Here is a 13,981-nt window from a genome sequence, read left to right on the forward strand (position 1 = left end):
GTCATGCGCCTGCTGTTCGGCGGACAGTGACTTCGTGGGGTGCGGTGCCGTCATCACCGGAAGGCTCCCCGTCGCCGGTTCGGGCATGCGCGGGCGGCCGCGACGAGTTGCCGGATCTGTTCACCTGCCTGGGCGGGCTCGCGTACGGGCGCCGGGAAGGCGAGCCGGATGTCGCGCCGGTCGCGGGCGTACTCGCAGCGCAGCGTGATGCCGTACCGGTCCAGGGCGAGGGGCTGTATCCGTACGACCCCGTGCAGCAGGTCCGGGTCGGCCAGCCGGGTCAGCAGCGTCACCACGTCATCGTGGCAGCCGGCCAGGTGGGTGAGCATGGCGGCCTCGGCGGCGGCCAGGGGATCGGCCTTGGCGAGGACGAGTTCGTCGAGGCCGACGGTGAAAGTGCCCTCCGTCGTCCCGAAGCCGGCGCGGGCGATGTCGAGCCGGAGTTCCAGCTCGCCCGCCTGCTGTTCGGATCTCTCGGGGGTCAGCCATCCGGAGAGGGTCACCCGGGCTCTGACCCGGTCACGGACGGCGGTGGGGGCGATGTCGGTGAACTCCAGCAGGCCGGCCAGGATGCCGCGGGGCGCACAGGCGGCCTGCGCCGCGAGCGGGCTGTCCGCCGGAAGCCGGAGCGTCACCCGGCCGCTCCCGTCGACGGTGTGCAGTCCGACGAGGCCGTAGCGGTTCGTGTCCGTGGTGAGGGTCAGCGAGTCCGCTCGGGTCAGCACGGACAGGATCCGTTCCGCGTTCGTCGGCTCGGCGGCAAGGACATCGATCGCACTCATCACATCTCCATTAGGTTAGGCTTGCCTAAGTTATCTGGGCTACGAGCTCCCGTGCCAGCCCGGCGGCAGGCTTTGGCGTGAAGTCGACGCGGCACCGTCGGGCTCCCTCCCTCCCGGAAGCGTGGCGGCCTAGACGTAACAGCCGCTGTTCACAAGGGGGTTGCGTGTGTGTGGCAGGGGCGCGCGGTGGTGCGTGAGGTCTCGACATGGTCACGCGCTGGACGTTCGGTGCCGCATGCCTAAGGTGTGCCTTGCCTAACTTGTATGGTGGCGCCGTCAGTTCCGAAGGCGGGGAAGGAAAGTGGTTCCATGGGCGACGTCCGCCTGGTGGCGGAGAATCTGGACGTCGGGCACGCGGGCCGCCCGGTGTTGAAGCAGGTGGACCTGTTACTCCGGGCAGGGGAGATCACCGTCCTGGTGGGCCCCAACGGCTGTGGGAAGTCAACCCTGTTACGGACGGTGGCCGGTCTCCTGCCACCCATCGGCGGTGACGTGCGCATCGACGGCACGCCGCTCGCCTCACTCGGCCGCCGAACCCTGTCCCAGCGGCTGGCCTTCCTCCCCCAGACTTCCCAGGCGCCCGCCGGGGTGACGGTCCGTGAGCTTGTACGACACGGCCGGTACGCCCATCGCGGCGCCCTCGCCCGGCACACGGCCGAGGACACGGAAGCGATCGACTGGGCCCTCGACGTCACGGACGCGGCCCCCCTGGTCGAGCGCCGGCTCGACGAACTGTCGGGCGGCGAGCGCCAGCGCGCCTGGCTGGCCATGGTGCTGGCGCAGCGGGCGGGCGTCCTCCTGCTGGACGAGCCCACCACCTACCTCGACATGCGCCACCAGTTCGACGTGCTCGACGTCGTGCGCCGACTGGCCCGCGAGCACGACATCGCCTGCGGTGTGGTGCTGCACGACCTGATGCAGGCCGCGGCCTACGCCGACGAGGTGGTCGTCGTCGCCGACGGCGGGATCACCGCTTCCGGCACCCCGGACGACGTCCTCAACCCCGAGGTCATCGACCGCGCGTTCGGCCTGCGGGTCAACGTCGTCCGTGATCCGGCGACCGGATACCTCGCCTGTTTCCCCCAGAGATCCGGGGCCACCCCCGTGCCCTGACCGGACGGACCACCGTGTCGAGAGCGCTCGTCCGCACCGCACCATCCGTACACGAGGAGAGACTCACCATGCAGAGAATGCTGCGCGCCCTGGCGACCGGCGGCACCGCTGTGGCACTGATGCTGACCGCCGTCGGCTGTGGCTCCGGAACCGTCGGTGAGACCGGGGAGAAGAAGTCCGGAGGGGACAAGGCGGCCGGCGGCCAGGTCACCGTCGACACCGCGCTGGGCAAGGTCACCCTGGACAAGCCCGCGGTGAAGGTGGTCACGCTGGAGTGGACGTACGCCGAGGAGCTCGTCGCCCTCGGCGTCACTCCGGTGGGGAACGCCGACAACAAGGGCTACGGCACCTGGATCACAGCCAAGGGTGCGGCCCTGTCGGACAAGGTCACCGACGTCGGCAACCGGAACGAGCCGAGCCTGGAGAAGATCAAGGCGCTGCAGCCTGACCTCATCGTCATCGACAACGACCGGTCCAAGGCCAACCTCAAGCAGCTCCAGGACATCGCCCCCGTCGTGTCCTTCACGTACACCACCAAGCCCCAGCTGGACACGATGAAGAAGAACTTCACCGCGCTGGCGAAGGCGGTCGGCAAGGAGGACAAGGCCGTCGAGGTGAACAAGCAGATCGACGACAAGGCCGACGACCTCAAGGGCCGGCTGGACAAGGCGGGCAAGGGAGGCCTGACGTACGCGCTCGGCCAGGGCTTCACCGCCAACGGCGCGGCCTCGATCCGGATGCTCACCGACGACGCCATCGCCCCCCAGCTGCTGAACCTCGCCGGGCTGAAGAACGGCTGGAAGGGCCAGGCCGACACCTGGGGGATGACCACGGTCGGCGTGGAAGGCCTCACCCAGGTCGACAAGGACGCGACGTTCCTGTATGTCGCCGCGGAGAAGGACAACCCGTTCACGGGCGACCTCGCGGGCAACGCGGTATGGAAGGGCCTGGAGTTCGTCAAGAACGACAGGGCGCTGCCCCTCGACCCGGGTACCTGGCTGTTCGGCGGTCCGCTGTCGGCGATGCACATCCTGGACGAGACCGGCAAGGCCCTGAAGGTCTGATGGCCTCGGAAGCAGTGGCGGCCGCTCCGGGCCGTCTGCTCGGCCGCCGCCCACGGGCTGTGCTCGTGGGCGGCGCCCTGTCCCTCGTCCTGTGTCTGGTCGGCGTGGTCCACCTCGGTCTCGGCGCGTCCGGGGTGGGGATCGGCGACATCGCGGACCTGGCTCTCGGCCACGGCGACGCGCGCACCGAGGACGTCCTGCTCGGCAGTCGGCTGCCGCGTACCCTGACCGGGCTCGTCGTCGGCATCGCCCTCGGCGTCTCCGGGGTGCTCGTCCAGGGCGCCACGCGCAATCCCCTGGCGGCCCCCGACACGCTGGGGGTGAACGCGGGCGCGTACTTCGCCGTGGTGCTCGTCGCCTTCACCGGTGTGAGCCTGGGTCCGGTCCCCGCCGGCGGCGCCGCGTTCCTCGGCGGGCTCCTCGCGGTCGGCCTGGTCTACCTGCTCACGAGCGGCGGCGTCCTGACGCCCGGACGGGTGCTGCTCGCCGGGGCGACCGTCGCCCTGGCCGCCACCTCGGCGGCCGAGTTCCTGCAGATGCTCGACGTGCAGGCCACCCGCGGGCTGTTCTTCTGGGGGAACGGCACCCTGATGCAGTCCGGTCTGGAGCGGCCCCTCACGCTGGGCGCGGTCGTCGTCGCCGGTGCGCTGATCGCCCCCTTCCTGGCCCGTCCGCTGGACCTGCTGGCACTCGGCGACGAGACGGCCCAGGCGATGGGCGTACGGGTCGAGCGCGTCCGACCCACAGCCTTCCTCGTCGCCGTCCTGCTGTCCGCCGCGGCCGTCTCCCTCGCCGGACCGATCGGCTTCGTCGGACTCATCGGCCCGGTCATCGTCCGGCAGTTGGGCCTGCGCAAGCACGCGCTGCTCATTCCCATGGCGGCGCTGCTGTCCTGCGCGCTCGTGCTCGGTGCCGACGCGGCCGCCCAGTTGATCGTCACACCGTCCGCCACGCAGCCGGCCGAGATCCCGGTGGGCGTGGTCACGGCGTTGATCGGCGGCCCGGTCTTCATGGCGCTGGCCCGCCGGGTGAGTACGGGTGACGCGGACACCGGTGCCGCGGTCGTGGTCTGCGACCAGCGCCGGGCGCCCACGTACGCCGTGGCGATCGGCGCCGGGCTGCTCGCCCTGGCCGTCGCGATGGCCGTCTCGCTGCGCGTGGGCGACGTCCAGATCAGCTGGAGCCAGCTCGGCGCGGCGGTGTTCGGCTCCGCGGAGCAGATCACCGAGGCGGTGGTGTCCTTCCGGCTGCCCCGCATCCTGGTGGCGGCCCTGGCCGGGGCCTGCCTGGCGGTCGCGGGTGCCGCGGTGCAGGCGGTCGTACGCAACCCGCTGGCCGAACCGGGACTCGTCGGCGTGACCGGCGGCGCCTCGCTCGGCGCGATCACCGTCATCGTGCTCGTCCCCTCGGCGCCGCTGGCGGCCCTGCCGGCCGCGGCTGGCATCGGCGGCGTGCTGATGCTGGTGCTCGTGGTGCTCGTGGCCAGGGGCTCCCGGACCGGGGGCCGGACCGGCCTCGATCCGACCCGGGTGGTCCTGGTCGGCATCGGTGCGGCCGCCACCTCGATGGCGCTGGTCAACATCATGGTGGTGGGCGCGCAGATGAACATCTCGGCCGCGCTCGGCTGGCTCACCGGCAGCACGTACGGTCGGGACTTCGAGGCTCTGGGCTGGCTCGCCCTGCCCGCCTTGGTCGCGGTGCTGCTCGTGGTCGCCGCGCGGCCGGTGAACCTGCTCGCCCTCGGGGAGGAGCTGCCGCGCGCACTGGGGCTCGAACTGGGCCGCGCCCGGCTGCTCGTGCTCGGCGCCGGCGCCGTGCTGGCGGCCGGCACGGCGGCGGCCGTGGGCGCGGTCGGCTTCGTCGGTCTGGTCGCCCCGCACCTGGCCCGGCGCATCGTCGGAAACGGCACCGCGCGCATGATGCCGATGGCCGCGGTGCTCGGAGCCGTGCTGGTGGTCTCCTCGGACGCGCTGGGCCGCTGGCTGCTCGCCCCGACCGAGATCCCGGTGGGGATCGTCACCGCCCTGGTCGGGGCGCCGTACCTGGTGTGGCTGCTGCGCCGGACCCGGGAGGTGTGACCCGTCGGGCGCGCCCGACGGGTTCGCCCCCGTCGGGTTGGCGTCCGTCGGGTCCGCGTCAGGAGGTCTGGGCGATGCGGGACCGGGGGCGCTTCGCGGTGCCGTCGAGGCCTTGGGCCTCGGTCCTGAGCGTGCGTGCGGTCAGTACGCCGAGCAGGCAGACGAGGGCGGAGGCCAGGCAGACGGCGCTGAAGGCGCCGGAGAAGGCCGAGCGGGCGAGTGGCTGGAGGGCGGCGTCGAGGAGCTCCAACCGCCCGGTCTCGATCGCCTCCCGCAGCGGCGCGGCGGCAGCGGGGCCGTCGCCCAGACCGCCGTCCAGGCGGGCGGAGAACAGGGCCCCGAAGGCGGCGACCCCGGTGGCGGTACCGAGCGGGTAGCAGGCGTTGGTCAGGCCGGAGGCCATCCCGGCCCGGTCGGCGGGCACGGCGCTCACCGCCACGCCCATCAGCGGCGGGAAGATGACGGCCCCTCCCGCGCCGAGCAGGACCAGCCCGGTGACGGTGGCGGCCTGGCCGCCGTGGCCCGCACCGGCGGCGGCCAGGCCGGTCAGCCCCAGCCCCTGGGCCGCGAAGCCGCCGGCCACCAGCACGTCGGGCCGGAACACCCGTTGCAGCCGGGCGACGAACAGGCCGACGAGCAGCAGGCTGCCCGTCAGGGGCAGCAGGCGGCCTCCGACTTCCAGGGGGGAATAAGCGTGGGTGCTCTGGAGCCACAGTGTGGTGAAGGCGAGCACGCCCAGGCTGGTCAGCCGGGCGAGGAACCCCAGCACCGCGGCGCCGGAGAACGCCCGGATCCGCAGCAGCGCCATGTCGATCAGGCCGTCGCCGCGGCGCTGACTGGCAACCAGGGCCACGCAGAGTACGACGCCCAGGATGGCCGAAATCAGCACCTGCGGCGCCGCCCACCCGGCTTCCGGACCGGTGACGAGCGGATAGTGCAGCGCCAGGAGCGCGCCGACGCCGAGCACCGCGCCCAGCGGATCGAGGCGCCGCCGGACCGGGGGCGGCGCCGATTCGGGCATACGGGCCAGGGCGCCGACCACGACCAGGATCCCGATCGGCACGTTGACGAGGAAGATCCACCGCCATCCGAGGGCCTGGACGAACAGCCCTCCGACGATGGGTCCGAGCGCGCCGGCCGCGGAGGCGATGGCGGCGAACGCGGCGATCGCCGCCTGGCGGCGGGCGCCTTCGTAGGCGGCGGCGATCAGGGCGAGCGTCGGTGCGAACACCATGGCCCCGCCCAGGCCTTGGGCGGCGCGGGCGGCGATGAGGGTGCCGGCGTCCGGTGCCAGGCCACAGGCGCCCGATGCCGCGGTGAACAGGGCCATTCCGGCCGTGAACACGGTCCGGCGGCCTATGCGGTCGGAGAGCGCGCCCGCCGTGAGCAGCAGCGCCCCGAACGCGAGCGAGTAGGCCGAAACGGTCCACTGGACCCTGCCCAGGCCGGTCTCCAGGTCCCGCGCGATGTCGGACAGGGCGACGTTCACGACGGTCACGTCCAGGGTCATCATCATGCCGCCGGCGCTGACCAGGGCGAAGGTCCATCGGGGAGTGCGAGGACGGGAAGGCACCGCTGACCAACCTCCATTCGAGGTCCAGGGGGTGGCCGACTATCCGCACACCTGACGTTCCATCAGGATTCAACTCGCGTCGTATGGCTGGAAGTTGGCCTTGCTCATTAGGTAAGCCTAACCTAATCTAAGCCCGCTTGGCCGTCCAGGCGTCCGAGCCGCACTGATCCGGACAGACATCGGAGCTGCCTGATGCTCAACCCCGCTGACCATCCCGTGCCCGCGCTGCCCCACGTCGCGCCCGCGGCCTGGCGCGAAGCCAACCGCCGCCTTCTCGCCAAGGCGATAGGCGAGTGGTGTTTTGAAGACATGCTCAAGGCGGTCGAAGCCGGCGACGGCGGTTACCGTCTCGACCTCGACAGCGGCACGACCTACGCGTTCGACGCCGTCCCCGGTGCCTTCGGCTGGCTGCGCGTGGACCCCGAATCGATCACCCGGACCGCCACCAGCATGCTCGGCAACTCCATCGCCCAACCTGCCTGGGACGCCCAGCAGTTCCTCATGGAAGCGGCATCGACGATCGGCAGCGACCCGTCCACGATCGCCACGTACTTCACCGAACTGTCCGCCACCCTCGCCGTCGACGCGGCGCGCATCACCCACGGCGGCGAAACGGTGGCCGAGCTGCGCTCCCTGGGCCACACGGAGCTGGAGTGCCGCATGACCGGGCACAACCTGCTCGTCGCCAACAAGGGCCGGATCGGCTTCTCCGCCACCGACGTGCGCCAGTACGCCCCCGAGTCGGCGCAGGCTCTGAAGCTCCAGTGGGTGGCCGTCCACCGCGGACTCGCCGAGTTCCGCGGGACCTCGGAACTGTCCGAACGGAACGTCCTGGGCGCCGAACTGGACGAGGTGACCCGGGCCCGGTTCACCGCGGTCCTGGCGGAGGCCGGTGTCGACCCGGCCGGCTACGTCTGGATGCCGGTCCACCCCTGGCAGTGGGACCACGCCGTCCAGGTCCTGCACGCGGCCGACGTGGCACAGCGGCGCATCATCCCGCTCGGCGAGAGCCCGGACGCGTATCTGCCCGGCCAGTCCATCCGTACGATGGCCAACGTCACCAGCCCCGCGCGGTACGACGTCAAGCTCCCGCTGAAGATCCTCAACACCCTGGTCTGGCGCGGCATACCGCCGCACTGCACGATGGGGGCGCCGGTCGTCACGCAGTGGCTGCGCGGCCTGGTGGAGCGCGACGTGTTCCTGACCGAGGAATGCCGGACCGTCTTCCTCGGCGAGGTCGCCTCCGTCACCGTGCGCCACCCCTACCTCTCCAAGCTTGAGGACGCCCCGTACCAGCACCTTGAGACTCTCGGCTGCATCTGGCGCGAATCGGTGTCCGCGCGCAAGGACCCCGACGAGCGGGTCCGTACCTTCGCCTCGCTCCTGCACGTCGACCACGCGGGCGACGCCCTCGTCGCCGAGCTCGTCCGTGCCTCAGGCCTGGACCCGCAGGACTGGCTGCGTCGGCTGTTCGACACCCTCCTGGTGCCGATCCTGCACGTGCTGTACCGGTACGGGGTCACGTTCAACCCGCACGGTCAGAACACGCTGATCGGCTTCGACGAGAACGACGTCCCCGTCCGGCTGTACCTGAAGGACTTCGTCGACGACGTCTGCGTCTCCTTCACCGACGTGCCCGAGCGCGGACCGGAACCGGACGGACACGACCACGTCCTGCCCCGCAAACACCCCTCGATCATCAAGCAGCACGTGATGGACCAGGTCTTCGTCGGCCACTTCCGCTACCTGGCGCCGCTGTGCGCCGACCAGCTGGGGGTGCCGGAGGAGACGTTCTGGCGGCTGGTGCGGCAGACGATCCTCGACTTCCAGCGCAAGTGCCAGGCGCCGGCCGAACGGTTCTCCGAGTACGACCTGCTCACCCCCGAGATCCCCCGGTACGGCCTGAACCGCGACCGCATCGTGGTCACCCGCTACGGCGACCGCGCCCTGCGCCACGCGCTGTACCCGAACGGCACGCATCCCAACCCGCTTGCCGAGCGCTGAGGAGGTACCGGCCGTGGCACCGATGACCCGAACACGCCTCCGCCCGTCCCCCTTACCGCGCTCCCTGCTCGCCGGCTTCCACGACGGCCTCGCCGAGGTGCTCGCCACCCTCGCCGAGGCGGTCGACGCCGCGGCGGCCGCCCCCCGCCCGAAGGGACCCGTCCCCGCGGGCACCCCCGCCGAGGTGCTCGCCGCCGCCTCACAGGCCCTCGGGCCGGCCGAGCTCCCCGCCGACGGGCTCGGGGCCAAGGCCGCCCTCCACCTGCTGGCCACCGTGCTGGTCGAGCACGGCATCGACCTCTCCCACCCCTGGGCCGCCGCCCACCTGCAACCGCCGTCGCTCGCGGTCGCGGTCGCCGCGGACGCCCTGGCCGCCGCCGGCAACGCCTCGGTCGACACCTACGACTCCGGCGCCTCGGCCCTCGCCGTCGAGCGCTGGCTCATCGGCGTCCTGACCTCCCTGGCCGGCCTCGGGGAACGCGCCGACGGCGTTCTCACCCCCGGCGGCTCCCTGTCCAACCTGATGGGCCTGCTGCTCGCCCGGGACGCCGCCGCCCTCCGGCGGGGCGTCAACGCCCGCGAGCACGGCGTGGCGGCGCTGCCGGCACCGGTGGTGTTCTGCTCGGAACTCGCCCACTTCTCCACTCACCGGGCCTGCGCCGCCCTCGGCCTGGGGGAGGCGGCCGTCCACCCCGTTCCGGTCGACGAACGCCGGCGCATGCGGCCCGAGGTGCTGGCCGCCGCTCTGGACTCCCTCGGCCCCGACCGGACGCCGATCGCCGTGGTCGCCACCGCCGGCACCACGGACTTCGGCTCCATCGACCCGCTCCCTGAGATCGCCGAGATCGCCACCGGGCACGGCATGTGGATGCACGTCGACGCCGCGTACGGCTTCGGCACGCTGTTCTCCCAGCGGCTGGCGGGCCGGCTGGCGGGCCTGGAACTCGCCGACTCCATCACCCTCGACCTGCACAAGATCGGCTGGCAGCCCGCCGCCACCAGCGTGCTGCTCGTCTCCGACACCACCGCCTTCACCGCCCTCGACCGCGAGGTGGCCTACCTCAACCCGGCCGACGACTCCGAGGCCGGATACGACGGCCTGCTCGGCCGCAGCCTGCAGACCACCCGCCGCCCCGACGCCGTCAAGGCCGCCGCCACCCTGCTCACGTACGGACGCACGGGCATGGGCCGCATGGTGGACGCCTGCCACGACCTGGCCCGGCACGCCGAGCGCCGCATCCTCGACGAGCCCGAACTGGAACTGGTCGCACCGGCCGAGCTGACCACGGTGGTGTTCCGCTACCGCGGCTCGGACCCGTCCGCCGCCGACGCCATCAACGGCGCCCTGCGCCGCCGGCTGCTGGAATCCGGCAGCGCACTGATCGGGCGCACGGAGGCCGAGACCGCCGGACCCGGCTCGCCCAAGCAGGTGTGCCTGAAGTTCACCCTGCTCAACCCCACCGCCACCACCGACGACATCGACGGCCTCGTGGACACCGTCCTCGACGCCGGCCGCACCTACGAACGACTGATCGAGGAGGGTGCCGCATGAGCATCACCGCCGCGGCCACGGCCCCCGTCACCACTACCGACCCCCTGCACGAGCCGGACGCCCGGGGCGCCGCCGAACACGCCCACATCGAGGCGCTGCTGCGGTGCTGGCTCCGCGAGACCGGCACCCCGGTCACTCCCGGCCCGCTCCGGGTTGAGCTGCAGACCGCCGGACTGGCCCTGGTCACCGAGGTGACGCACTGCTCGCCCACCGGCTGGCACCGGTTCGCCCCCGCCCGCCTGGAGGGACCCGGCGGGCCGCTGGGGGAGACCGCCGACCCGGTGACGGCCGTCGCGCTGCTGTCCACCGAAGCGGCCGTACGAGACGGCAGCCGCCCCGGAGGCGTCCCCGCCGGTGAGGTCGCCGACCTGGTGGAACGCACCGCCGAGTCCGTACGCCGCGTCACCACCTTCATCTTCGACCGGCGTGCGCACCCCAAGCCGCCCGCCGAGGCCGACGGCTTCCTTGAGGCCGAACAGGCGCTGATCCTCGGCCACCTGCACCACCCCGCGCCCAAGAGCAGGGACGGCATCTCGGACCACGATGCCGCCGCCTTCTCACCCGAGCTCCGGGGCTCCTTCCGGCTGCACTGGTTCGCCGCCGACGAGTCGGTGATCTCGCACGACGCGGTCGACGGAGCACCCTCCCTGGCGGGCCGGGACGCGGTCCGGCTCCTCGCCGACCTGGCCGGACGCCGCCCGGACGACGGCCGGGTACTGGTCCCCGCCCATCCCTGGCAGGCCCGGGACCTGCTGCACCGCCCCCGCATCAGGGCACTGGTCGCCTCCGGCGCCCTGGAACCGCTCGGCGAGCTGGGGCCCGAGTGGTGGCCGACCTCCAGCGTCCGCACGGTCTACCGGCCGGACGCCGACGTGATGCTGAAACTCTCCCTCGGGTTGCGGCTGACCAACTCCCGCCGCGAGTCCACCCGTACCGAGCTGCGCCGCGGACTGGAGATCAACCGTCTGCTCGACGCCGGCTACGCGGCGGACACCTTCACGGCACACCCCGGCTTCGCCATCACCCGCGACCCCGCCTGGATCGCGGTCGATGAACCGGGGCGCCCGGATGGACCGGCGGTGACCGGCCTCGACGTCGCCGTGCGCGAAGTTCCCGAGGGCATAGCGGACCTGCGCTGCCTGGTGGGCCTGGTGGCCCCCCGCCCCGGCCTGGGCCGCAGCGCGCTCGGCGACCTCGTCGCCGGCCTCGGCCCCGGCGCCGCCGAGGAGTGGACGGCTGACTACACCGACAAGGTGCTGGTCCCCATGCTCCACCTGTACGCCGCCACCGGCATCGGCCTGGAGGCCCACCAGCAGAACACCCTCGTACGGCTGGACGCGCAGGGCCGGGTGACGGGCAGCACGTTCCGCGACAACCAGGGCTACTACCTGGCCACCTCGTACCTGTCCGGCCTGCTCCAGTGGCTCGGTGCGGACTCCTCCACGCTCGCCGTCGTCGACGACGCCCTCGTCGACGACCGGCTCTCGTACTACCTGCTGCGCAACCAGGCGCTGTCGGTCGTCGGCTGCCTCGCCGTCGACGGCCTCGCGGACGAACGCGACCTGCTCGCCGTACTCGCCGCCCGGCTGCGGGCCGCCCTGCCCGCTCTCGCCGAGGCCGCGCCCGACGGGGACCGGCTGGCCCGCCGCTGGCTGGAGGCCGACACCCTGCCGTGCAAGGGCAATCTCCTCACCCGGCTGCACGGCATCGACGAGGTCCTCGCCCCGCTCGACGCCCAGTCCGTCTACCTCGACGCCCCCAACCCGCTCCAGGAGGCGACCGCATGACGTCGGCGCACCAGCAGTCGACCGCCACGATCCCCGGCCCGCCACTCCCGCTCCTGACCGGCCGCTGGTCGGCACGGGTCGCGCAGGCCGAGGGCGCGGACCTGGACCTCGTGCACGGCTGGATGCAGTCACCGCACATCGACGCCTTCTGGCACCAGGCATGGCCGCGCGAGCGCTGGTACGAGGAGATTGCCGGGCACCTCGCAGGCGACGCCATCCTGCCCGTCCTGATCGACCTGGACGGCCGGCCGCTCGCGTACATCGAGGTCTACCGGGTGATGCGCGACCGCCTTGCCGAGCACTACCCGTACCACCCCCACGATCTCGGCCTGCACATCGCCATCGGCGAAGCGGGGCGTACGGGCAGGGGCCTGGGCCGCACCCTGCTGCGCGCCCTCGCAGAGGGTCTGCTGGCCGCCGACCCCGCATGCCCGCGGGTGGCCGCCGAGCCCGACGTGACCAACGCCCCCTCGCTCAAGGCGTTCGCCGCCGCCGGATTCCGCCACGTCGGTGAGGTCGCCTTCCCCGACAAGACCGCCGTCCTGATGATCCACCCCCGCTCCGAGGAGGACTTACCCCGATGAACGGGAACAGCGACGTCGAACACGACGTGGTGGCCATCGGCTGCGGCCCCTTCAACCTCGGCCTGGCCGCCCTGGCATCGACCGTGGACGACCTCGACCTGGTCGTCCTGGAGGAACAGCCCGAGCTGACCTGGCACCGGGGCATGATGTTCGGCGACGCCTCGATGCAGGTGAACTTCCTCGCCGACCTCGTCACGCTCGTCTCACCCCGTCACCCCCTGTCGTTCTTGGAGTACCTCCACGACATGGACCGGCTCTACACGTTCACGGTACGGGAGAACTTCTTTCCCTCCCGCCGCGAGTACGAGGACTACCTGCGCTGGGCGGCGGCGAAGCTCCCCTCGGTCCACTTCTCCCACCGCGCCGAGGAGATCCACTGGGACGCCACCGCAGAACGCTTCACCGTGCACGCCGTACGCGGCGACGGCTCCTGGCTGCGGCTGCACGCCCGCAACCTCGTCCTCGGCATCGGCACCGCCCCGTACGTCCCGGACGCCCTGGCGGGCCTGCCCGCGGAGAAGCTGCTGCACACCGGCGACTACCTGTACCGGGCGGCCGCCGCTGCCGCCGCGGGCAAGGTCACGGTCGTCGGCTCCGGCCAGTCGGGGGCCGAGGTCACCGTGGACCTCCTCGGCCGGAACCTCGACGGCGGCCCTGCGGTGAGCTGGCTGACCCGCACGTCGTCCTTCGCGCCGCTGGACTACACCAAGATGGTGCTGGAGATGACCACTCCGGCGTACATGCAGTACTTCCACTCCCTGCCGGAGGACGTACGCGACCGACTGGTCGGCGAGCAGTGGCAGTTCTACAAGGGCATCTCCACCGACACCCTCCAGGAGATCCACGAACTGCTCTACCGGCGCCAACTGGAGCACGGACTGGCCGAGGTGGAACTCCGTTTCGGTATCACCGTCGAATCGGCGACCGTGGACGAGACGGGGCAGGCGGTCCTCACCTGCCGGCACCGCGACACGGGCGAGACCTTCGAGCACACCACCGACCTGGTCGTGGCGGCCACCGGCTACCGCAACAGGACCCCTTCCTTCCTGAAGCCCGTCGAGGACCTCATCCTGCGTGACGGCCGCGGCCGTCCACGGGTGCGCGTCGACCACTCCGTCGAACTCGCCGCCGGGGTGACGGGCCGGGTCTTCTTGGCCAATGCGGAGGTCCACTCCCACGGTGTCTCATCGCCCAACCTGGACATCGGCGCCGTCCGCAACGCCGCGATCCTCAACTCGATCACCGGCCGGGAGACCTACCGCCTGCCGAAACGGAGTGCGTTCACCAGCTTCGACGTCCCCCGACGGGCCATGTAAGGGGCGCGCAGCCCGTCCGGCGGGAGCATTTCGCCGGACGGGCGTCCGGTCATGACGACTGACTGCTGGCGGTCCCCCGCCCCGCGCGGGGAAGCTGCTGCACTGCCCTGACTGTGCGCCGGAAAGGT

10 protein-coding genes are annotated in these 13,981 nt (G+C 72.1%); 8 read left to right on the top strand and 2 right to left on the bottom strand.

Features of this window, described 5'->3' with window-relative positions; translation table 11 throughout:
* Positions 1 to 53: 53 nt before the first annotated feature.
* Positions 54 to 782 (bottom strand): DUF2470 domain-containing protein, encoded by a 729-nt coding sequence (locus ACZ4Z5_RS06005; RefSeq protein WP_468257226.1) that lies wholly within the window; start codon positions 780 to 782, stop codon positions 54 to 56.
* A 309-nt stretch (positions 783 to 1,091) separates the two neighbouring features.
* Between ACZ4Z5_RS06005 and ACZ4Z5_RS06010 the strand changes: the two genes are divergently transcribed.
* From ACZ4Z5_RS06010 to ACZ4Z5_RS06020, 3 genes are all read left to right on the top strand, one after another.
* Positions 1,092 to 1,895, top strand: coding sequence for an ABC transporter ATP-binding protein (locus ACZ4Z5_RS06010; RefSeq protein WP_468257229.1), 804 nt, complete (start codon positions 1,092 to 1,094; stop codon positions 1,893 to 1,895).
* A gap of 68 nt (positions 1,896 to 1,963) precedes the next feature.
* Entirely contained in the window at positions 1,964 to 2,959 is a 996-nt protein-coding gene (locus tag ACZ4Z5_RS06015) for an ABC transporter substrate-binding protein (protein WP_468257232.1), read from the top strand.
* Entirely contained in the window at positions 2,959 to 5,037 is a 2,079-nt protein-coding gene (locus tag ACZ4Z5_RS06020) for an iron ABC transporter permease (protein ID WP_468257235.1), read from the top strand. Before ACZ4Z5_RS06015 ends, ACZ4Z5_RS06020 begins: the two co-directional genes overlap by 1 nt.
* A 58-nt stretch (positions 5,038 to 5,095) precedes the next feature.
* Here ACZ4Z5_RS06020 and ACZ4Z5_RS06025 read toward each other — a convergent pair whose 3' ends face one another.
* Positions 5,096 to 6,610 carry an MFS transporter gene (locus ACZ4Z5_RS06025; protein WP_468257238.1) on the bottom strand — a complete coding sequence of 505 codons (1,515 nt, stop codon included), beginning with the start codon at positions 6,608 to 6,610 and terminating at the stop codon, positions 5,096 to 5,098.
* A 192-nt stretch (positions 6,611 to 6,802) separates the two neighbouring features.
* Here ACZ4Z5_RS06025 and ACZ4Z5_RS06030 point away from each other — a divergent pair, with 192 nt between their 5' ends.
* From ACZ4Z5_RS06030 to ACZ4Z5_RS06050, 5 genes are read left to right on the top strand one after another with little or no spacing between them, the layout of a single operon-like run.
* Positions 6,803 to 8,614, top strand: coding sequence for an IucA/IucC family protein (locus ACZ4Z5_RS06030; RefSeq protein ID WP_468257241.1), 1,812 nt, complete (start codon positions 6,803 to 6,805; stop codon positions 8,612 to 8,614).
* Positions 8,615 to 8,636: 22 nt separating this feature from the next.
* Positions 8,637 to 10,166: a pyridoxal phosphate-dependent decarboxylase family protein gene (locus tag ACZ4Z5_RS06035; RefSeq protein WP_468257244.1), complete on the top strand. Its 1,530-nt coding sequence runs from the start codon at positions 8,637 to 8,639 to the stop codon at positions 10,164 to 10,166.
* Entirely contained in the window at positions 10,163 to 11,953 is a 1,791-nt protein-coding gene (locus ACZ4Z5_RS06040) for an IucA/IucC family protein (protein ID WP_468257247.1), read from the top strand. The genes ACZ4Z5_RS06035 and ACZ4Z5_RS06040 overlap by 4 nt, the downstream gene beginning before the upstream one ends.
* Complete coding sequence (locus tag ACZ4Z5_RS06045; protein WP_468257250.1) at positions 11,950 to 12,537, top strand: GNAT family N-acetyltransferase; 588 nt, start codon at positions 11,950 to 11,952, stop codon at positions 12,535 to 12,537. The genes ACZ4Z5_RS06040 and ACZ4Z5_RS06045 overlap by 4 nt, the downstream gene beginning before the upstream one ends.
* Positions 12,534 to 13,853: a lysine N(6)-hydroxylase/L-ornithine N(5)-oxygenase family protein gene (locus tag ACZ4Z5_RS06050; RefSeq protein ID WP_468257253.1), complete on the top strand. Its 1,320-nt coding sequence runs from the start codon at positions 12,534 to 12,536 to the stop codon at positions 13,851 to 13,853. The genes ACZ4Z5_RS06045 and ACZ4Z5_RS06050 overlap by 4 nt, the downstream gene beginning before the upstream one ends.
* Positions 13,854 to 13,981 lie beyond the last annotated feature (128 nt).

This window comes from Streptomyces sp. NPDC030222, from assembly GCF_055573115.1.

Excerpts from the sequence above, each read along its gene's own strand:
- ACZ4Z5_RS06005 (WP_468257226.1), bottom strand. The coding sequence starts at position 782 with ATGAGTGCGATCGATGTCCTTGCCGCCGAGCCGACGAACGCGGAACGG.
- ACZ4Z5_RS06010 (WP_468257229.1), top strand. The coding sequence starts at position 1,092 with ATGGGCGACGTCCGCCTGGTGGCGGAGAATCTGGACGTCGGGCACGCG.
- ACZ4Z5_RS06015 (WP_468257232.1), top strand. The coding sequence starts at position 1,964 with ATGCAGAGAATGCTGCGCGCCCTGGCGACCGGCGGCACCGCTGTGGCA.
- ACZ4Z5_RS06020 (WP_468257235.1), top strand. The coding sequence starts at position 2,959 with ATGGCCTCGGAAGCAGTGGCGGCCGCTCCGGGCCGTCTGCTCGGCCGC.
- ACZ4Z5_RS06030 (WP_468257241.1), top strand. The coding sequence starts at position 6,803 with ATGCTCAACCCCGCTGACCATCCCGTGCCCGCGCTGCCCCACGTCGCG.
- ACZ4Z5_RS06035 (WP_468257244.1), top strand. The coding sequence starts at position 8,637 with ATGACCCGAACACGCCTCCGCCCGTCCCCCTTACCGCGCTCCCTGCTC.
- ACZ4Z5_RS06040 (WP_468257247.1), top strand. The coding sequence starts at position 10,163 with ATGAGCATCACCGCCGCGGCCACGGCCCCCGTCACCACTACCGACCCC.
- ACZ4Z5_RS06045 (WP_468257250.1), top strand. The coding sequence starts at position 11,950 with ATGACGTCGGCGCACCAGCAGTCGACCGCCACGATCCCCGGCCCGCCA.
- ACZ4Z5_RS06050 (WP_468257253.1), top strand. The coding sequence starts at position 12,534 with ATGAACGGGAACAGCGACGTCGAACACGACGTGGTGGCCATCGGCTGC.